20 protein-coding genes and 1 pseudogene are annotated in these 18421 nt (G+C 70.3%); 15 read left to right on the top strand and 6 right to left on the bottom strand.

What is annotated here, in order from left to right:
- Positions 1–21: 21 nt before the first annotated feature.
- The 4 genes from ACFY10_RS33675 (at position 22) to ACFY10_RS33660 (ending at position 2257) form a co-directional block, all read left to right on the top strand.
- A complete protein-coding gene (locus ACFY10_RS33675; RefSeq protein ID WP_390669024.1) occupies positions 22–618 on the top strand; it encodes a DUF5994 family protein in 597 nt (198 codons plus the stop codon).
- 5 nt (positions 619–623) lie between these two features.
- A complete protein-coding gene (locus tag ACFY10_RS33670) occupies positions 624–890 on the top strand; it encodes a hypothetical protein (protein ID WP_390669023.1) in 267 nt (88 codons plus the stop codon).
- A gap of 318 nt (positions 891–1208) precedes the next feature.
- Entirely contained in the window at positions 1209–1580 is a 372-nt protein-coding gene (locus tag ACFY10_RS33665; RefSeq protein WP_390669022.1) for an STAS domain-containing protein, read from the top strand.
- On the top strand, positions 1577–2257 hold the full coding sequence (locus tag ACFY10_RS33660; RefSeq protein ID WP_390669021.1) for a hypothetical protein: 681 nt from the start codon (positions 1577–1579) through the stop codon (positions 2255–2257). The genes ACFY10_RS33665 and ACFY10_RS33660 overlap by 4 nt, the downstream gene beginning before the upstream one ends.
- A 274-nt stretch (positions 2258–2531) precedes the next feature.
- On the opposite strand, the gene ACFY10_RS33655 is transcribed toward ACFY10_RS33660, so the two are convergent.
- On the bottom strand, positions 2532–3395 hold the full coding sequence (locus tag ACFY10_RS33655; protein WP_390669020.1) for a LysR family transcriptional regulator: 864 nt from the start codon (positions 3393–3395) through the stop codon (positions 2532–2534).
- A 93-nt stretch (positions 3396–3488) separates the two neighbouring features.
- Between ACFY10_RS33655 and ACFY10_RS33650 the strand changes: the two genes are divergently transcribed.
- Positions 3489–4226, top strand: a complete 738-nt coding sequence (locus ACFY10_RS33650) for an SDR family oxidoreductase (RefSeq protein WP_390669019.1) — start codon at positions 3489–3491, stop codon at positions 4224–4226.
- A gap of 774 nt (positions 4227–5000) precedes the next feature.
- On the opposite strand, the gene ACFY10_RS33645 is transcribed toward ACFY10_RS33650, so the two are convergent.
- Together ACFY10_RS33645 and ACFY10_RS33640 are read right to left on the bottom strand one after the other, a co-directional pair.
- Positions 5001–5738, bottom strand: coding sequence for a VOC family protein (locus tag ACFY10_RS33645; RefSeq protein ID WP_390669018.1), 738 nt, complete (start codon positions 5736–5738; stop codon positions 5001–5003).
- 371 nt (positions 5739–6109) lie between these two features.
- Positions 6110–6301 (bottom strand): annotated as a pseudogene (locus ACFY10_RS33640) (hypothetical protein); the annotation flags it as partial.
- A 188-nt stretch (positions 6302–6489) separates the two neighbouring features.
- Here ACFY10_RS33640 and ACFY10_RS33635 point away from each other — a divergent pair.
- The 7 genes from ACFY10_RS33635 (at position 6490) to ACFY10_RS33605 (ending at position 12837) form a co-directional block, all read left to right on the top strand.
- Positions 6490–6720 carry a hypothetical protein gene (locus ACFY10_RS33635; RefSeq protein ID WP_390669017.1) on the top strand — a complete coding sequence of 77 codons (231 nt, stop codon included), beginning with the start codon at positions 6490–6492 and terminating at the stop codon, positions 6718–6720.
- A 337-nt stretch (positions 6721–7057) separates the two neighbouring features.
- Positions 7058–9298, top strand: coding sequence for a HAMP domain-containing protein (locus ACFY10_RS33630; protein ID WP_390669016.1), 2241 nt, complete (start codon positions 7058–7060; stop codon positions 9296–9298).
- A 6-nt stretch (positions 9299–9304) separates the two neighbouring features.
- Positions 9305–10573, top strand: a complete 1269-nt coding sequence (gene pgsB, locus ACFY10_RS33625) for a poly-gamma-glutamate synthase PgsB (RefSeq protein WP_390669015.1) — start codon at positions 9305–9307, stop codon at positions 10571–10573.
- A complete protein-coding gene (locus tag ACFY10_RS33620) occupies positions 10570–11052 on the top strand; it encodes a poly-gamma-glutamate biosynthesis protein PgsC/CapC (RefSeq protein ID WP_390669014.1) in 483 nt (160 codons plus the stop codon). Before pgsB ends, ACFY10_RS33620 begins: the two co-directional genes overlap by 4 nt.
- A gap of 57 nt (positions 11053–11109) precedes the next feature.
- Positions 11110–12225 (top strand): NlpC/P60 family protein, encoded by a 1116-nt coding sequence (locus ACFY10_RS33615; protein ID WP_390669013.1) that lies wholly within the window; start codon positions 11110–11112, stop codon positions 12223–12225.
- Positions 12226–12290: 65 nt separating this feature from the next.
- The gene (locus ACFY10_RS33610; RefSeq protein ID WP_390669012.1) at positions 12291–12512 is read left to right on the top strand and encodes a hypothetical protein; all 222 of its coding nucleotides are present in this window, start codon (positions 12291–12293) and stop codon (positions 12510–12512) included.
- A gap of 103 nt (positions 12513–12615) precedes the next feature.
- Positions 12616–12837, top strand: a complete 222-nt coding sequence (locus ACFY10_RS33605) for a hypothetical protein (protein ID WP_390669011.1) — start codon at positions 12616–12618, stop codon at positions 12835–12837.
- 740 nt (positions 12838–13577) lie between these two features.
- Here ACFY10_RS33605 and ACFY10_RS33600 read toward each other — a convergent pair.
- Both ACFY10_RS33600 and ACFY10_RS33595 read right to left on the bottom strand, forming a co-directional pair.
- Positions 13578–14828 (bottom strand): DUF418 domain-containing protein, encoded by a 1251-nt coding sequence (locus ACFY10_RS33600; protein ID WP_390669010.1) that lies wholly within the window; start codon positions 14826–14828, stop codon positions 13578–13580.
- Positions 14829–14970: 142 nt separating this feature from the next.
- Positions 14971–15498, bottom strand: a complete 528-nt coding sequence (locus tag ACFY10_RS33595) for a hypothetical protein (protein ID WP_390669009.1) — start codon at positions 15496–15498, stop codon at positions 14971–14973.
- 338 nt (positions 15499–15836) lie between these two features.
- On the opposite strand from ACFY10_RS33595, the gene ACFY10_RS33590 reads away from it, so the two are divergent.
- Complete coding sequence (locus ACFY10_RS33590; protein ID WP_390669262.1) at positions 15837–16505, top strand: response regulator; 669 nt, start codon at positions 15837–15839, stop codon at positions 16503–16505.
- Positions 16505–17641, top strand: coding sequence for a sensor histidine kinase (locus ACFY10_RS33585; protein ID WP_390669261.1), 1137 nt, complete (start codon positions 16505–16507; stop codon positions 17639–17641). The genes ACFY10_RS33590 and ACFY10_RS33585 overlap by 1 nt, the downstream gene beginning before the upstream one ends.
- Positions 17642–17858: 217 nt before the next feature.
- Here ACFY10_RS33585 and ACFY10_RS33580 read toward each other — a convergent pair whose 3' ends face one another.
- Positions 17859–18158: a hypothetical protein gene (locus tag ACFY10_RS33580; RefSeq protein WP_390669008.1), complete on the bottom strand. Its 300-nt coding sequence runs from the start codon at positions 18156–18158 to the stop codon at positions 17859–17861.
- A gap of 80 nt (positions 18159–18238) precedes the next feature.
- Here ACFY10_RS33580 and ACFY10_RS33575 point away from each other — a divergent pair, with 80 nt between their 5' ends.
- Positions 18239–18397: a hypothetical protein gene (locus ACFY10_RS33575; RefSeq protein WP_390669007.1), complete on the top strand. Its 159-nt coding sequence runs from the start codon at positions 18239–18241 to the stop codon at positions 18395–18397.
- The last annotated feature ends 24 nt before the right edge of the window (positions 18398–18421 follow it).

Here is an 18421-nt window from a genome sequence, read left to right as displayed (position 1 = left end):
GCCCGGGGCAGGGCTCGCGTCATGACTGCGACCATTTCCCTCCCGCCGACAGCCGAAGCCGAAGACCGTTCCTCCTCGTCCTCCCTCCGCCTGTCCCTGGCTCCCGTCGGTCCCGCACCGGCTCTGCTGGACGGCGCCTGGTGGCCCCGCTCCCGCGATCTGGTGGCGGAACTCCCCTCTCTGACCGACGTGCTGGATCCCCTGTGGGGGCGGATCACCCGGGTCACGGTGAATCCCACCCACTGGCCGGTCGTCCCGCGCAAGGTGCCCGTCGCCGGGCATGTGGTGAAGGTGGGCTGGTTCCTGGCCGAGCAGGACCCGCATGAACTGCTGTTGCTCTCCTACCGCATGGGCCGCTGGAACCTCCTCGTGGTCCCGCCGCAGACGACTCCCGTCTCGGCCTCCTGGTTGATGTCCGCCGCGAGCGACCCACTGGGCACGTCGACCGCGAGCCGGCTGATGGAGGAGGCGGCGCGCCTGCGGACGGTGTCCGAGACCGACCGGGCCGTGGAGGCGGTCTGGGACTCCGAAGGAGGACATGCGGTCCGCGATCCGGCCGCACGTCCACGGATCCCGGCCGTGACCGCTGCGCTGCTGCATCAGCCGATGGGGAGGTGAGGGCCGTGGAGACGTTCGTGACGGTGCTCGTGATTCTTGCGATGATCGCTCTCGGGGTGGTCCTCATCCATCTGCTCAACACGCGGGACAGCGACCACATCGCCGCCTTCCACTACGGCCGCTCCGGAATGCCTGTCGCGGGACCGGCTCCGTCGGCTCCGCGGAAGGCTCACGGCTGGGCCGGGGCGAGCAGAACCGGCCGCCGCGACCATCGCGACGGCGGACGCGGGCGGCTGCGTCCCCGGCGCCGCACCCGTAAGGGAGCCGGGTGAGCCTCGCCCTTCCGGCAGGCCCTCCCGGCCCGTCACCGAACGGGCCGAACTGACCGAACAGCCCGCAGCCCAGGACCCCGGCCGCAGCATCGCACAGGACAGGCCGGGGTCTTTCCGTGTCCTGTTCCCCCGAGCCAGGACTGCCCGGGATCGGGGACGTCATGGAGCGGGGGGACGGCACAGAGCCCAGGAGCCCGATGAGCCGTCCGCCCGCAGCTGGCCGCCTGCCGGGCGGCTGATCTCCACCCCACCCCGGACCGGTCCGCCGACCAGGCTTCCGACAGTGCCGTCCGCTCCCACACCCCGAACCGAGGAGCCATGCCCCTTCCCCAGCTGAACGTCCACCGGCACGACCACACCACCCGCACCCTGATCACCCTCGCAGGAGAGATCGACCTGGCCACCGCCCCGCTTGTGAGCGCCGCCCTGGCCGCATGCATGCGCGACGGCATCCGCATCGTCGACGTCGATCTCACGGCGGTCCCCTTCTGCGACGCCGGCGGACTCAACGCCTTCCTCGCGGCACACCGGACGGCCACCGATGCCGGAACCACCCTCCAGCTGCACTGTCCGCCACCGACCATGGCCCGCATCATCGAGATCACCGGCTCCGGCTTCCTGCTCCACGACCTCCACGCCGTTCGAGCACCATCACGTCGTGTTCCCGCTGCCGCGGACGGTGCGCCGTGACGGCCCCGCTCCGCCGCGAGCCGCCGCGGAGTGAGCGAAGCACAACGACTCCCGCCCACGCGGTACGTCTGCGCCGGCTGAACCGCTGGCAGGCCGAGACCCTGCGGGAGGACCTGGCCGATCTGTACGTGGAGTCCTCCCGCGCGCAGGCAGGCCAGGAGTACCGCGGCCGGGAAGCGTTTCTGCGGCGGCTCACCGGCGACATCCGGCGGGCCGGATTCGCCCTGCTGATCGCGGAGGACACGGCCTTCGCCGGGTGTGCCTACGGATTCCCCGTACCGCGCGACGGGACATGGTGGAGAGGGTTCGACGGGACCTTGCCACAGAGCGTCGAACAGCTCACCGTGTCCGGACACGTCTTCGCAATCACCGAGATCGTGGTGCATCCCCACACGGACGACCAGGACCTCGCCCGCCGACTCCAGCAACGCCTGCTCGCCGACCACCACGCCTCGCTCGGGGCGACCCTGGTCGACCAAGCCGACGCCCTGGCCTGCGACGCCTTCCTGTCGTGGGGATGGCAGGACATCGGAGCGATCCGTCGACCGTCGGATCCCACGGTCGTACGGCGGTCGGCCCCTGTGCTGCTGCGGGCCCTGGTCCTTCCCCTCGGGGAGCGCATGGCTGCCCACCCGGACGGCCTCGCCCACGAGAACCGCACCCAACGGCCCGACTGACAACCGACGAGCGGCCCGCCGCGCGCACAACTCATCGCCGACCAGCGTTGGTTGAGGATCACGTCGGCTCGCATGCGCCGATGTCTTCCCGTACTTGACCGAGCACATCATGCGCTTCGGCGAGAACTCCACCTACGAGCTCGGCATCACCCCGGACGACTACGACGCCCAGCTCGACGTCGACTTCAGTGCGCTCGGAAGGGCGCGGCGGTAGCCGCCTGACCGGGGAAGAAGGCGCGGCGCTCGTACGCCGGTGAGGGAAGGCAAGAGAGGGTCATAGTTGTGCGGCCGTGCGGATCAGCCCGGCGAGGGCCAGGGAGCGGCTGTGCGCGGGCCAGGCGATGTGGGTGACGACGGGGGGCGCGTCGGTCAGGGGGACGGCGGTGTGCTCGGCCCACAGCCAGGCGCGGGCGGAGTCGGGGAAGACGGCCATGGTGCGTCCGAGGGCGATCAGCTGGGCCAGCTGCGTCTGGTCCCGGATCTCGGGGCCCGGGCCGGGTGGGTACGTGCCGTGGCGGGGCCAGCGGGCGAGCGGAAGATCGGGGATGTCGCTGACGTCGGCCAGGGACAGAGTCCTGCGCGCGGCGAGGGGGTGCCCGGCGGGCAGGACGGCGATCTGCCCCTCGGTCATCAGTACCTCGCTGTCGAACCCGGCGAGGGAGTTGAACGGCGCGTGCATGAGCGCCACATCGGCGCGGCCGTCGCGCAGCAGCTCTTCCTGCTCGCAGAAGCCGCACGGCAGCACCTCGATCTCGGCGGCATCGGGCTCGGCCGCGTAGGCGTAAAGAAGCTTCTGCAGCAGTTCGTGAGCCGCGGCGGCCTTCACCGCCAGCACCAGGCGATTGCGGGGGCCACCCGGACTGTCCGCGCCACCGGCGCGACGGGTGCGGCGGGCGGCGGCACTGGTCGCGTCGAGGGCGGCGCGGCCCTCGTGCAGCAGCACCTCTCCGGCGCCGGTCAGGGAGACGCCGCGGCGGTTGCGTTGCAACAGGGAGACGCCGAGGCGCCGTTCGAGCTGCTGAATCGCTCGGGACAGTGGTGGTTGAGCCATGCCGAGGCGCTCGGCTGCGCGGCCGAAGTGCAGTTCCTCGGCGACGGCCACGAAGTACCTCAACTCGCGGGTCTCCAAGGTGTCCACGGCCACAGACTAGCTCAGTGATACCTACCGGGTATGACAGGGCACCGTATCGGTGTTTGATGCACCGCTCGCCCACGAGCGAGCATCAACGGCATGAGCGAGACGAAGATCGCACTGGTGACCGGTGCGAACAAGGGAATCGGGTACGAAATCGCGACCGGGCTGGGCGCCCTCGGATACCGCGTGGGCGTGGGGGCCCGCGACGAGGCCCGGCGCGAGACCGCCGTCGAGAAGCTGCGCGCCACCGGGGTGGACGCCTTCGGGGTACCGCTGGACGTGACCGGAGACCAGAGCGTCGCCGACGCCGCGGAACTGATCGAACGACAGGCCGGGCGCCTGGACGTCCTGGTCAACAACGCCGGTATCTCAGGAGAGATGGGCCCGGGGTGGGTGCAGGACCCGACCACGCTCGACCTCGACGTGGTCCGCAGGGTGGTGGAGACCAACGTCATCGGTGTCATCCGGGTGACCAACGCGATGCTGCCACTGCTGCGGCGCTCGACGTCGCCGCGCATCGTCAACGTCTCCAGTTCCGTCGGCTCCCTGACCCGGCAGGCGGACCCGGACATCGAGATCGGCCCCGTCATGGCGGCCTACTCGCCGTCGAAGTCGTTCCTCAACGCTGTCACCGTCCAGTACGCCCGGCAGTTCACCGGCACGAACATCCTGATCAACGCCGCCTGCCCGGGCCTCGTCGCGACCGACTTCAACGGCTTCCACGGACCCCGCACTCCCGAGCAGGGCGCAGCCACAGCGATCCGGCTCGCCACGCTGCCCGAAGGCGGCCCGACCGGTTCGTTCTTCGAGGACGACGGCGTCATCCCCTGGTGACCCCGAACCTGTCGTGATCATGCCGTAGGCCCTCGCGTGGCTCGACGCGAGTCTGTGGAGATGACGGAACCGTGGAGGGACCCGGGCGGCGGGCGATCTCGCTGATCGGGTAGCCGACAGCGAGCATGCGGTTGATCTCCACATGCCGGTCCAGGACGCGCCGGACGATCAGCGTCGGGGGCAGGACGCCACGGACGGGCATCTGCACCGGCTGGTCGCGCCCGCGCTCGGCATGCTTCTTCAGGCAGCCACGGTGCTGATGACAGACCTGCTCAACGAACGTACGGCGCAGGCATGTTGGCTGATCGCAGATGAGACGGCGCACCCAACAAGTGGACGACTACCGGACGACCGGCGACAGCGGTATCGGCGAGGTGCCGCTGATACCGGCCATGGACACGATGCGCGGCCATGCCGCAACCGGGGGCAGTCCACCACGCGGTCCTCCGGAGTACGCGCGGTGACGTGTACCGTGCCGCCCTCCACGAACACCCGCTCCACCAACCCGACTTCAGATGCGGAAACACGACGTCCAAGACGTTCATCACACATAGGTGACGATGCCAGGAAGGTGACGCTCCGTCACGCTCCGCAAGAATCTTGCCTGAACCTTGAATACGGCCACCCCTGATCGGGAGTTACCCCACATCCTCGATGGACCTCCCCAGCCATGCCTGACCTGACCGGGCGTCACAGGCGCGGCCGCCCGATGGACAGCCCGTTCCGGGGGCGGGCGGAGTGTCCATGGTGGCCGAGGGCCGGCGGGTGGTGCCGTCAGCGAGGGGTGAGGAGGCAGAACTCGTTGCCCTCCGGGTCGGCCAGAACCGTCCAGGAGATGGCGGACTGGTCGATACCCGGGTCAGTGGCTCCCAGGGCGCGCAGTCGGGCTGCCTCTGCTGCCAGGTCGTCACCGGGGTAGGGGCAGACGTCGAGGTGGACGCGGTTCCACACGCTCTTGGTGTCGGGGGTGCGGAGGAACTCCAGGTAGGGGCCGACGCCCTTGGCGGAGCGCATGGTCGCGTGGTCGTCGGCGACCTCGTGCAGCGTCCAGTCCATCGCCTCGCCCCAGAACCGGGCCATCTCTCGTGGGTCGGTGCAGTCGACCACCACCGCGGCGATCGGCCCGGTGTCCCGGTAGATCGGGCGGGGCTCCAGGACGCAGAACTCGTTGCCCTCCGGGTCGGCCATGACCGTCCAGGGGACGTTGCCCTGACCCACGTCGGCGAGCGTCGCGCCGAGATCCTTCAGGCGTGCGACCAACTCCGCCTGATGGGCGGTCGAGGTGGTGGCCAGATCAACGTGCACCCGGTTCTTGACCGTTTTGGGTTCCGGGCGGGCGATGATGTCGATGCAGACGGCCGTGGGGTCGGGGTAGGCGAACCCCACGGGTTCGAGGTTCGTCACACCGGGTCCCTCGCTGTCGACACCCCAGCCGAGTGCCTCCGCCCAGAACCGGCCGAGCACGGAGTCGTCCTGGGCCTTCATATTGATCTGCACAAGTCGTGTTGCCATGCCGCAGATCCTAGAAGCTGCCGCTGGCCCGCCGGCCGCCGCGATCAGACATGTGCTCGACCCGGTACCGACCGTGGTCGCCCTCGTCGAGACTGTGCAAGTCCTCGTTGAGAAGGCGAGGTTCGACCGCGCCGCCCGCATTCGACCGGCCAGTGGCACGGAGCCCGAACTCCGGCGGGGCGCTGACACCACTGGCCGATCGGATACTGCTCAAGCCCCGCGTCCCTGACCGGCCGGCTCGGCCCGCACAGTCGACGGGTGGGCGGTCCCGGCCGACAACGTGCGCGACGCTCGCTGAAGCTACCCACTCTGCTGAACGCCGGACCAAGTGGGGCAACGAGTAGCCTTGGCTGTTTTCCGAGATCCTCATCAGCCACATCCTGCGCGAGCGTGAACCGGCCCGGCTGCTGCTCGGCCAGCCAGCCCCGCGCGACCAGGCGTCTCGCCTACGACCGCAGTGCCTCCACCCGCGCCGACACCACGTCCATGCCGAACACGGCGGCCATCTCCTGGCAGATCAGCGGCCCTTGACCGAGCCGGACCCGGTCCGCGAGCACCTGCAGTCCACCACACGGCCCTTCACGACCCGTCCGCTCTCCGCCGGGCCGAGCTCGGCCGGCCCAGCGCCCGCGACGCCGCGCTGCTGGACTACCTCATCGCCCACCGCAAGGGCGAGAAGTACCTGCTCGCGACCCAGGCCGCCTACCCCGCGGAACGTCTGCTGCGCGCTCAGTCCCAACCCGTGCTCGTCATGGGCGGGTTCACCGGGAAGACCCCCTTCCCCAGCGCCCCGCAGCTCGGCAACCTGATCGCCACCCACCAACTCCGCTACGTGCTGCTCACCCACCTGCGACCCACCACCCCCGCCACGACTTGGGTGAAGACCCACTGCAAGCGCGTCCGCTCCGGGGCCTACGGCTGGCGCACGAGGGGCAGCTTCGGCCTCTACGACTGCCGCACCCCCGCCGATCGGCGGGGGTGAAACAGCCGACTGCGGGATGGCGGAGGAAGAAGAAATGCAAAATAATCCTTGCGGGTAATTGTCGTCCCGTTCGCGGGTTGGTCCATCGCAATTGTTTGCATTTCGTGAAGCCTAAATTCACCATGGTCGCGGGTATGCAAACCAGCATGTCATGGCGGCTGTTACATTCTTTCGGTGAGCACCGTCACACCTCCCCGATAAACCGGCGAAGCATTCCCGTCGTCAGACAGGTCGAGAACTTCTTTCCTGGAAAGGATTCTTCTTGACCACCACCCGATCCCCGATATCCAAATTGCGCTCCGCTCGGCGTCGCGCGGACATGGCGGTGTTAGGAGGTGTGCGGCCGCCACTGGCGGCCCTGCCGGTTCTGTTGGCGCTCGTCGCGGGCCTGACGGTGTTCGCCGTCGGGAGCGATGCCGAACGCGGCGTTCCCGAGGCCGTCCTCGGCTCCCAGCAGCACATCGCCGAGGACGGGGCGGTCGCGCTGCAGGGATCCGTCGACCAGAGCGTCACCGATCTGCGGACAGCGGCCGCGGACTTCGCGGGCTCCGAGTCCGTACCGGCGGACGGAGTGCTGAGCCGCCTCAACCGGACCTACCCCAAGTGGCGCGGTACCGCCGTCGTCGACCAGTCCACCGGTCGGCTGCTCGCCTCGCAGGGCGAGGCCGTACCGCTCGGGAAGGTGAACCTTCGTGGACTGCCGGCGAACCCACCACCGAGACTGGTGCGGGACGACTCGGGCGTCACCCGGCTGCTGGCCTTTGCGACGCTGTCGCAAGGCGGCAGGCAGGAGTTGCTCGTCGCCTCCCAGAGCCTGAAGCCGCCGGGCATCTCCGTCGGCAAGAAGCACACGCTCACCGTCGTGGACCGTGACGGGGCCACTCTCACCTCGGCCGGGCCGGGATCCGGCACCGCCCGGTCCAAGGCGCTGGCCGGCACCGCAGCCCGCCAGGCGCAGAGCAAGGGACCGTCGGACACCGCCGCCGCCGGCGGCTTCGACGGTCCGAGCGGCAGTCTCGTCGGGGCGGCGGACGGCAACACCCGTACCGCCGTCGGGTACGCCGGAGTGGCCCGGGGGCTTGCCACGAAAGAGAGTCCGAGCAGCGCACTCGGACTGACGGTCGTCACGACGGTGCAAACCGAGCGCCATGGGGCCGGGACCGGTGACCTTCGTCTCGCCCTCCTCGCCGCGGCCGTGCTACTGGCCCTCGCGGCCGGGGTCACCGCCGCCCTGCACATGGTGGTGCAGCGGCCTCTGCTGCGGTTGCGTCGCGAAGCGCAGAGGCTCGGCTCGGGTGACCTCACGGCTCCCGTCCACATGCCCCACTTCGGGGAACCTGCCCGGGTCGGCGCCGCGCTGGAGGCGCTGCGCGGGCAACTCCGGGGCAGGGGCGGGCCGTCGCAGGAGACGGTCGCGCAGTCACCGGCCGAGATGCGTGTTCCGCGCGGGACGGGCAAGGGGCGGCGCCGGCTCGAGCTGCGCACCGTCCTTGTGGTGTGCGCGTTCGCTCTGCTGGCCTGGCCCGCGTCGATGCTGCTGACGCTCGGCAGCACCTGGCCGCACCCGGCTGCGGTCGTACCGCGGCTGATCTCCGACGACCAGCGGCAACGCACCGAGACGACGGCTGATCGCGTGCGCAGGGGGATCAACGACGGATACGCGGATCTCACCCATCTCGCCACCGTGATCGACGCTTCCCGGTCGGAGGAGGCGGGCAAGGTCCTCGACAGATCCCTGGAGCAGCACGGCCGATATCGGTCCCTGTACGTCGTCGACGGCGCCGGCAAGATCCTCCTCCGGGCCGGCGACGAACCCCGTACCCCGAAGAAGGTCCGCATCAGGCCCGGGGTCAGGCAGACGAACACCTCCGGCACGGAACCGGTGCTCGCCGCCGTGGCCGCTCAGCCGGTCAAGGGCGCGCCGGCGAGGTCCGGACGCCACTATGTCGTGGGTGAGTTCAAGGTCCAGTACCTGACCGGCATCCTCAACCGCCCCGGTCTCGGCTCGGTATGGCTGGTGGACTCCGCGGATCGCGTCATCGCGTCCAACAAGGGGTTCGTGGCCTTCGGGCGGGTCTCCGACGGCCGGCTGCGAGCCCAGATGAAGGCCGTCCGCACGACCAAGGGCTCCGCCGAGCTGCTGCTCGGCTGGAGGGATCCGGCGGTTGCCGCAGTGGCGCCGTTCAACGACAGGCTGGGCGTCGCGAGCGCACTCGGCTGGAAGGTCGCCTCGATCAGGCCGGTGTTCTGGATCGGTCTGCCCGAGTACGAGGCACAGCGGCGGATCATGCTCGTCGGTCTGCTGGGGGTGACCACGGGCGCCCTCTGCCTCGGCTGGCTGTACCTCGTCGTCGTACGGCCGCTACGTGAACTCGCGCAGGGCGCCGAGGCGTTGGCAGCCGGGGACCGCAGAACGGTGCTCTACCCGCGCTACCACGACGAGGTGGGATCCGTCGCCCGCAGCCTCGAACTGATCAGACAGCGACTCCTCCGCACCGACGCACCGCCCGCGCCCGGTTCCCCGGACGGGGCGTCCACCTCCTCCACTTCCCCGTCAGGCCCCGGTCCCAGGAGCTGACCTGCCATGCTCTTCCTGTACTGCGTCCTCGCGGCGTGCTGCGCCGGCCTGCTCCTCGCAGGCATCGTCGAACAACGCCGCCATGACGCGAATCTCGCCGCCATACCCACCCGAGTGCTGGTCAACGGCATTCGCGGCAAGTCCTCCATCACCCGGCTGTGCGCGGGCGCGCTGCGCGGCAGCGGCCTGGTGACCGTCGCCAAGACCACGGGCACCGCGGCCCGGTTCATCCACCCCGATGCCACCGAGGAGCCGGTCTACCGCAAGTTCGGCATCGCCAACGTCGTGGAGCAGATCGGCATCGTCCGGCGGGCCGCCGGCTACCGGCCCGATGTCCTGGTCATGGAGTGCATGGCCGTCATGCCCGCACTCCAGGAGATCAACCAGTCCAAGCTGATCCGCTCCACCATCGGCGTGCTCTGCAACGTCCGCGAGGACCATCTCGCCGAGATGGGCCCGACGCTGGACGACGTGGCCCGCTCCCTGTGTCGCTCGATGCCGGAGGGCGGCGTCTGTGTCACCGCCGAGAAGGAGCGCTTCCACATCCTCCAGGAGGAGGCCGACGCCCGGAACTGCAAGCTGGTCCACGCCGACCCGGAAACCGTCACCGACGAGGAACTGCGCGGCTTCAGCTGGTTCACCTTCAAGGAGAACGTCGCCATCGCCATCGCGGTCGCCGAACTGCTCGGCGTCGACCGGGAGACCGCGCTGAAGGGAATGCACGAGGCGCCGCCGGACCCGGGTGTGCTGTCCGTCGAGCGGTACCGCACCCCTGACGCAAAGCGGCTGCGATTCGCGAACGTCTTCGCCGCCAACGACCCCGAGTCGACGCTGATGAACATCAAGCAGCTGCTCGAACTGGGCGCGATCCACCGCCCGTTGCACGTCGTCATCAACTGCCGTCCCGACCGTGTGGAGCGCAACGGCCAGATGGGCGCGCTCATCCCCCAGCTCGACCCGGAGACGGTGTTCCTCATCGGCCACCCCACCAAGTCGGCCGCCGACGCCATACCCGCCCACTGGACCGGGAACGTCGTCGATCTCGGCGGCGACCGCCGCGACCCCGACCGGCTCACCACGGAGCTGCTGGCTCACCTGGGGCCGGACTCCTCGCTCGTCGCCATCGGCAACATCCACGGCCAGGGCGAACTCTTCCTGGAGCGGCTCACGGCACTCGCGCCCGAACACCCCGACGCCGCCGACCCGGCTGACCCGAGCGACGCCCACACATCACTCGTCGCCCCCCACAACTCCTCCCATGGAGCGTCCCGTTGATCCCCGCAGTAGTCACCCCGCAGATCGCCGCCATCGGCATCGCACTCGGTCTGGTGTTCTCCCTCCTGTGCTACCTGACCACGAACCTCTCACCGGGCGGCATGATCACCCCCGGCTGGCTCGCCCTCACCCTCGTCGGCGATCTGCGGCGCGCCGCCATGGTCGCGGCCGTGGCGGCCCTGACCTACCTGCTGACCAAGCTGCTGCAGCGCTTCGTCATCCTCTACGGCAAGCGGCTGTTCGCCGCCGTCGTGCTCACCGGTGTCCTGCTCCAGGCCGGGCTCTCCCTGTTGCTCCAGCAACAGTTCCCGCTGCTGTTCGCCCATCAGGCCCTCGGGTTCATCGTCCCCGGTCTCATCGCCTACCAGCTCGAGAGGCAGCCCAAGACAGCGACGGTCCTCTCCACCGGCGCGGTCACCTTCGCCACCTACGTGATCTTGGTTTCCGGGCTGCTGCTGGGCGCCCTGCCCACGAAATGAGCCGCCCCCGCACCGACCTGCGACGCCATCTCCCCTTCCCCCCATCGGAGTTGACCAGTGAAACGCCTCCTGCCCAGAATCCGTAGGTTCTCCCTGACCAGGAACACGGTCCTGTTCCTGGTGACAGCCGTTCTGCTCGCGGCGAGCTGCGGGCTGACCCTGCAGCTCAGGCACCGTACCGACAGCCCGGCGGCATCGCCGGCACCACCGGCATCCTGGGCATCCCAGATGTCACGGGCATCACTGGGCTCCGGGATCCGGGTCAGGAGCGGCCCGCTGCACTTCGAGCGGATCGGCAACCCCGCCCGCACGGTCGCCCGCGACCGGCACGGCACCGTCGTCGCCACGTTCACCGACGGCGCCCGTACAGCCGTACTGACAGGGCCCAGCAGGACGTTCGCGGAGCCGCGTACGACGGATGCCAAGGTCGTCACCAAGAGCTGGGTGCGGCTGCTGCCCAAGGCATGGGCCCGTGGCGCGGAGCGGAGCGGCTGGTTCAGGACCTGGCTCAGGTCCCGGCTCGGCAGCCGCGACCCCGACATCCTCGCCACGGCCTTCGACTACGTCGCCGGTGCCCCGGTCCGGACGACGGCAGCGGGAGTCAAATACAGCGGTGCCGCCCGCTACACACCGGGCACCGCCGGTGACTCCAAGCGTGCCGGGCAAGGGAAGCCGAACCCGCGCACGGGTTCGGACTTCTACGACTACCTGGGCATCCCCTGGACCTTCCCCGACACGGTCACCCGCCGCCCCGAGAAGGACCGCGCGCGCTCCGTCGACAGCTCCGGCTATGTCCGGCTGGTGTACGGATACCGCGCCAAGTTCCCGCTGGGCAGCCGGGACGGCGCGGCGGGCAGCGGGCTGCAGCGGACCCCCGACGCGATCGCCCACGGGCGGCTCGGCGTGCCCGTGATCCCTCTCACCGACCGCCGCCCCGCTGTCATCCAGCAGCTCCAGCCCGGCGACCTGGTCTTCTTCAGAACACGGGAGCTGCCCGGCAAACGGATCGGCCACATCGGTGTCTACCTCGGCCTGGACACCGCCGACCACCCGCGCTTCATCTCCAGCCGGAAGAACGCGGGCGGCCCCACCATGGGTGACAAGGGCGGCACCTCACGGCTCGACGGCGACGGCTACTACGCCCAGGGGCTGCGCGGGGCCCGGCGCCTCTGACGGCGCTCCGCCCGGGCCGACGCCGGCCTGTCGGCGCGCTCGGACCACGCGGCACCACCTCCATCGTGTTCGGCCTGCTCGCGTTCAACGCTCTGCCGGACGGGCGGTACGCCGACACCGCCCTGTACGCCATGACCCTGACGGTGCTCGGCAGCGTTCTGCTCCACGGCGGCGGATCGGCGGTCATCGCCCGGTCCCTGACCGGCCCGCCCCCGTCGGCTGTCGGCGGCCCCGGCTCCCCGGGGACCGACAAGCCTGACGCACCGGTCGTCGCCATGCAGAGTTGATGTGCCGCTACCACCGCAGGCCGGTCTTCTCCAGCCACTCGGCGGGGGTGGACCCGACAGTCGCCGGATGTGCGGAGATCGGCTGGGCGTCCAGGCTGGAGGCATGACACAGCGCGTTCGTGACAAGGAGCCCGAAACCACCCTCGGGACGTCGGCCGGCATCGACGTGCCGGGCCGTGACGTCACTTCTGGCAGGGGCGGGTTGCTGGAACTTCTCGGCCTGACGCTGGTGGCGGGCGCGGGTGTCCTGTTCGTCGTCCGTCCTGAGTTCTACGAGGCAGGGGTGCACATCTTCGCCACGCGGGCGGCGTCACTGGTCCACTGAGCCGGCGATCGCAGATCTCTCCGGTGTGGGCGTCTCCGCGGTCACCTCAGGCGGCGGTGCCGTCCTTGATCTCGATGAAGCCGCGGGCCTGGCTCCGGCTCCGCCGCCCCTGCCTCCCTCCTTCGCCGGTTTTGGTTGCCAAAGGGTCCGGGCCTCCAGGCTGGCGGCAGCTTGACCATGGGCTCGCCGGTGCCGCCGGCCGTACCGGGTGGCGGGATGGTGGCGTCGGACATCCGCCGGATACGCCGTGCTGTACCGCCACGGCCGGTTCCTCGACGTTCTGCTCGCCGACAGCCCCGCGACCCGGACGAGCCCGTCGAGCACATCGCCGGCCTCAGGGTGGAGTACACCCTCGGGCGAAGGGGACACCGAGTCGCTCTTCGCCTGCCTGTCCCGGCTGCCTCCCCACGTGGATCACACCCTCTTCTCCGTCAGCTCCCTCGACGGCAGCACCTTGGAGACTGCCTGCGGCGCCGAGTGGTGCGGGGATCGTGCGCGCGGTGCACCGTGCGCCAGGCGCGAGCCGACGCACACGTACGCCACGTCGTGATCAACGCTCCCTGCACGCCTGCCAGTACTGACGATCGCCCCCGGGCCGCGCCGGCACCCTGCCCACGCATGTCCCCGACATCAGTCGGCCAAGAACAACAGCCGAAGCCCGCAAGGGCGATCCCCCTGCGGGCTTCGGCAGACCGTTCAGGCCGGGATGGGGCAGGAAGGCGAGCCACCCCGGCCGGACCTCACCGGACGTACTTGGCGGGCTTGGTGGCGGTGTTGAGCAGGTGCTCCAGAGGGCCGCGGCGGAAGAAGCGGGACCAGACGGTGGCGAACACGATCGCCCCGAGGACGTACATGAGCAGCGGCACCCAGGACTGCTGGGTCCCTGTCCCGGCGGGTGTGGACAGCACGGACTGCGCGACAAAGTGGCCGACGTAGGCGGTCAGGGACATGGTGCCCACGGCGATGACCGGCTTCGCCAGGCGGCGCAGACGCGGCAGGCGGTCCATCACCACCGTCGCGCCCACGATCACGAGGATTGCGACGCCCACGCTGCCGATGATGTCGAACGTGGTGCCGCTGTGCGGCCCGGCGGCCATCAGTTCCGAGAACGACCGCTGGGGCTCCATGAACCCGCTGCCCATGGACGCCGCCCCGGAGCCACTGGACGACGACATGTCCTCAGCCGTGCTCCGCAACGCGTTCTTGCCCGCCAGCAGCAGGGACAAGCCGTAAGCCCCCACGACGAGGCAAGCGCCGAGCGCCGCCAGGCGCCGCTGGACGGCGGCCGCCGACAGGTCCATGCGACCGAGCGCCATGCCGGCGATCACGAACGGCATCCAGGTGAGCGCCGGGTAGAAACCGGTGAGCAGCAGATCGAGCACTCCCACCTCGCTGAGGTGGCGGAGCGGGTCGTAGGCGTTGATGCTCTGCTGGACGGATTCGCTCAGCCCCATGGTCAGGACGAACGCCAGCTGCGGCATGACGAGCGCGAGCCCCGCCGCGATCATCGCGAGGGTCCCCGCGCTCAGTCGCACCAGGGGCAGGGCGAGGAGGAAGTAGACGCCGTAGAAGCCGAGGATGATCACGCCCCCGTACTCCATCGCCATCACGGTGCCCAGCGCCAGGAGGATCACGGCGCGGATCGCGATCCGGGCCTTCGCCTGTCGGCCCGCCAGGCCGGTCTTCGGCTCGAAGCGGCCCGCGATCAGCATCAGCGAGAACCCGGCGAGGGTGGCGAACAGGACCGACGAGTGGCCGTCCGCGATGTACCGGACCCAGCTGCCGACGCCGTGTGTGGCCGACAGCGGCGGGCCGATGTGCACGACGTACATGCCGAACACCGCCAGCGCGCGGGCCAGGTCCACCCCGACCAGGCGTCCCATCGAGGGACCGCCGGGGGTCTGCCCGGCGGAGTCGGGCGAGGTTCGGGACCGTGGAGGCGCGCTCTCCTGCGGAGCCGGTGTCTCCTGGGGCGGCTGTATCTGTGTCATACGGAAAATCCTTCGGTGCCGTCAGGAGGCGGACCATCCGGCAGGCTTCGGTAGCACCCCCGCCGACCGGCCGGGTCTGCCCCTCCGACCGGCGGAACAGCGCCGCGTCGGCCGTTCGGCGGGCCCCGGACGGCCAACTGCCCTACTTGATGAGGGCGTTGGCCACCACGACCGCCAGCCCGAGCAGCGCGTCCACTGTGCCGATCTTCAAGGCGGAGCCCCACGTGCGACCTGCGGCGCGGGCCGCGAGCAGGCCCCAGGCGAACAGCAGCACCACGTTCACGGCGAAGGCCACGTACTCGATGCCCGCCGAGGGCCACCACCCCCAGGCCGCGCCGAGCAGCAGGACCAGTGTCGGCACCGTCGCCACCACCAAGGGCCACTCGGACAGCAACAGCCGCACCCCGGCGCGCACACCGTGATGGGTCCGGTCGCCGCGCAGGGCGATCAGATGTGCGTAACCGTGCGCCAAGGCCGATGCGACGGCCGTGACCAGGAGCCACTCGGCGCTGCTGAACCGGTCGGCGGGCGCCGTCTCACCCTGCTCCGTCAGGGCGGCCACCATGGAGCTGGCCAGTACCGCCCCGTACACGCCCCCGAACAGCACATGGGGCCGCGCCGCACAGCGGCGCAGAGCACGGACAGGCTGACGCAGGTACAGGCGGGGCATGGCTGGGTGATCCTCTGACGGTACGGAAATCGACTGCGGCCCGCGGACTCGGGCGGGCCCACGGACCGATCCCACCGGACGACAACCACGGACACCATCCGCCGAGCCTCGCCCACCCGCCCGCCGACGGGCCGGAGCTTTCCCCCCGACCGGCTGGAACCGGCCTGCCGGGTGGCGGGTGTCCACAGCAGCCGCACCGCCGCGCGCCGTGCCGGACGTAGTGTCGACGGCAGGCGATCACCGTGCGGGAACGTGGACGCCCCGATGCGGGGTGTACTGGTCGCCGAGAAGCTGGACAGAGCAGGCGAGTGTGAGGCGGAACGCCGGTGATCCGGGTAGTGGTGGTGGACGACGAGGCGCTGGTGCGGTCCGGGTTCGAGCTGATCCTGAACGCCTCCGACGGCATCCAGGTCGTGGCGACCGCGGAAGGAGCGCAGGCCGCCGACGTGATCCGGCGCGAGCACCCGGACGTCGTGCTCCTCGACATCCGCATGCCGGATGTGGACGGCCTGACCGTCCTGAGGGAGATCCGGACGCTGCCCGAGCCGCCGACGGTGGCCATGCTGACCACCTTCGACACCGACGAGTACATCCTGACCGCGCTGCGCTCGGGAGCCGCGGGCTTCCTGCTCAAGGACACCGAGCCCGAACAACTCGCCCACCTCGTACGCACCCTGGCCGCCGGTGGCGTGGTGATGTCCCCGAAAGCCTCGCGGGCTCTGCTGCGCGGCCATCCTGGGGCGGACGCGCCCCAGGTCGCGGAGGACGTGGCGCGCGTGAACCTGCTCACCGACCGCGAACGTGACGTCCTCGTCCTGATCGCGGAAGGACTGTCCAACGCCGACATCGGCACCCGCATCCATCTGAGCGCGGGCACCGTCAAGGACCACGTCAGCTCGATCCTGACCAAGCTCCGGGTCTCCAGCCGCGTCCAGGCGGCGCTCCTCGCGGAGCGGGCCGGACTGCTCGGCGACGACGGCGCCAACAAGGCAGGGAGCAACGGATGATGAGCACGGCTCAGGAACGGTGGCGGCGGGTGCCGCCCTGGGCCGTCGACGCGGGCCTCGTCGTGCTGGCCGCCCTCGACGCCTGGATCAACCTCTACGGCGAGGCGACACCGTTCATATGGGCCTGCGCCGCCCTCGGCTGCGCCGGACTGCTCCTGCGCAGGCGCTTTCCACTGACCGTCTTCCTGTTGACCCTGCCCATGACCCTGTTCATGGACGTGGCGGTCGCGCCGATCGCCGCCCTGTACACGCTGGCCACGCGCACCCGCAACCGCCCCCTGCTGGCTGGCTGCGCCCTGCTGAACGCGGCGGCGAGCACCCTCGCCTGGCCCCTGTCCGACACGTTTTCCGGCGACACGTTTCCCGGCGACCGCACCTGGACGCTCATCCAGTTCGTCTACACGCTGGCCACGGCCTTCGCCCCGATCCTGTGCGGCCAGCTCGTGCAGGCCGGACACGACGTGGCCCGCCAGCTCGTCGAGGTCGAAGTGGCCCGCGAACACGAACGCGCCCTGTACGCCCAGACCGTCCTCGCCCGCGAACGCGCCCAACTGGCCCGCGAGATGCACGACGTCGTCTCCCACCAGGTCAGCCTCATCGCCGTACAGGCCGGAGCCCTGCAGGTCGCCGCCAAGGACCCCGACGCCCGCGACGCCGCCCGCACCATCCGCACCCTGAGCGTGAACACCCTCGACGAACTCCGCCACATGGTCACCCTGCTGCGCGCCTCCAGCGGCAAGGAAACCGAACTCACCCCCCAGCCCACCCTCGCCGACCTCCAACAGCTGATCGCCAACAGCGGCATCGAGACCACCCTGACCGGCGGGCTCCCGCCCGGCATCAGCACCACCGCCCAACGCACCATTTACCGCACGGTCCAAGAAGCCCTCACGAACGTACGCAAGCACGCCCCCGGCGCCCGCGCCGAGGTGCGCCTGTGGCACGACGCGCAGCACTTCGGCGTCACCGTCACCAACACCGCCCCCACCCGCCCGTCCGTCGCCCTGCCCAGCGCCCGGCACGGCCTGATCGGCCTGAGAGAACGCGCCGAACTGCTCAACGGCACCCTCACCGCCGAACCCACCCCACAGGGCGGATACGAGATCGAACTACGGGCCTCCACCCGGCCCGCCTGAGCACAACCCGCCAGACGCGGATCGGCGCCACTTCGCGGAACGCGACCTGGCCCCGTATCTCCCGGCCAAGGTGCTGACGCCGGTTCCCTTCCACAGGGCCTCTACCCGATCTCGTGGAGGCACCGGACAGGCCCCACCGGCCACCTCGCCGACCGGATCGGCCGCAAACCCCTCATCGCCACCGGCATGCTCGTTCAGTCGGCCGGCTGGCGGCCACTCATCGAGTCTCACTCACGACCCGACAAGCCCCATGAGGCGGCTGGGAGGCGGCGGCGTGGCGGCGCGCGAGCAGGTCGCGGTGCCACCGCAGCACCGTGTCCGGACGCATCAGCAACCGCAGCCTGGGCGGCACGTCCTTCGGGAGCTGGTGCAGCGGCGCCGCCACGAATGCCCGATCACCCGGGTGGAACCGCACCCTCTTCTTGCCGAGTCGGCGGTCCAGGACGGTGATCTGATGGCGCAGGACGAGGATCTCGACGTCCTTGTCCCTGTCGCTCATCGCCAGCAGACGCAGCATGGCGAACGCGTTCGTGACGCCGAAATGGTGCCAGTCGCAGCAGCACGGCCGATAGGCGCGGACTGGTCACGGGCATTCCCTTGGCGCTGCTGGTCGTCGGGTGCTGGCGTGCCGTCCCCCCCGGGAGCGGGACCGGTGTCAGGATCACCGACATCTACGGGGAGCGGCTGACCGTCGACGGCGCCGCCGTGCAGCCGGACGTCGCGCAGCCGACGGGCGTCCGGTTCGCCCGGCATTGACCAGCCCGCCGGACAGCCTTCACC

The organism is Streptomyces sp. NPDC001401 (genome assembly GCF_042895385.1).
In the GTDB taxonomy this organism is placed as follows: domain Bacteria; phylum Actinomycetota; class Actinomycetes; order Streptomycetales; family Streptomycetaceae; genus Streptomyces.
This window is presented reverse-complemented; position numbering and strand designations above follow the sequence as displayed.

Bases quoted from the DNA above. Each gene is read 5' to 3' on its own strand.
- ACFY10_RS33595 (WP_390669009.1), bottom strand. From the start codon at position 15,498: ATGCCCCGCCTGTACCTGCGTCAGCCTGTCCGTGCTCTGCGCCGCTGT.
- ACFY10_RS33605 (WP_390669011.1), top strand. From the start codon at position 12,616: ATGACACAGCGCGTTCGTGACAAGGAGCCCGAAACCACCCTCGGGACG.
- ACFY10_RS33635 (WP_390669017.1), top strand. From the start codon at position 6,490: ATGGGCGGGTTCACCGGGAAGACCCCCTTCCCCAGCGCCCCGCAGCTC.
- ACFY10_RS33675 (WP_390669024.1), top strand. From the start codon at position 22: ATGACTGCGACCATTTCCCTCCCGCCGACAGCCGAAGCCGAAGACCGT.
- pgsB (WP_390669015.1), top strand. From the start codon at position 9,305: ATGCTCTTCCTGTACTGCGTCCTCGCGGCGTGCTGCGCCGGCCTGCTC.
- ACFY10_RS33645 (WP_390669018.1), bottom strand. From the start codon at position 5,738: ATGGCAACACGACTTGTGCAGATCAATATGAAGGCCCAGGACGACTCC.
- ACFY10_RS33665 (WP_390669022.1), top strand. From the start codon at position 1,209: ATGCCCCTTCCCCAGCTGAACGTCCACCGGCACGACCACACCACCCGC.
- ACFY10_RS33600 (WP_390669010.1), bottom strand. From the start codon at position 14,828: ATGACACAGATACAGCCGCCCCAGGAGACACCGGCTCCGCAGGAGAGC.
- ACFY10_RS33585 (WP_390669261.1), top strand. From the start codon at position 16,505: ATGAGCACGGCTCAGGAACGGTGGCGGCGGGTGCCGCCCTGGGCCGTC.
- ACFY10_RS33650 (WP_390669019.1), top strand. From the start codon at position 3,489: ATGAGCGAGACGAAGATCGCACTGGTGACCGGTGCGAACAAGGGAATC.
- ACFY10_RS33580 (WP_390669008.1), bottom strand. From the start codon at position 18,158: ATGCTGCGTCTGCTGGCGATGAGCGACAGGGACAAGGACGTCGAGATC.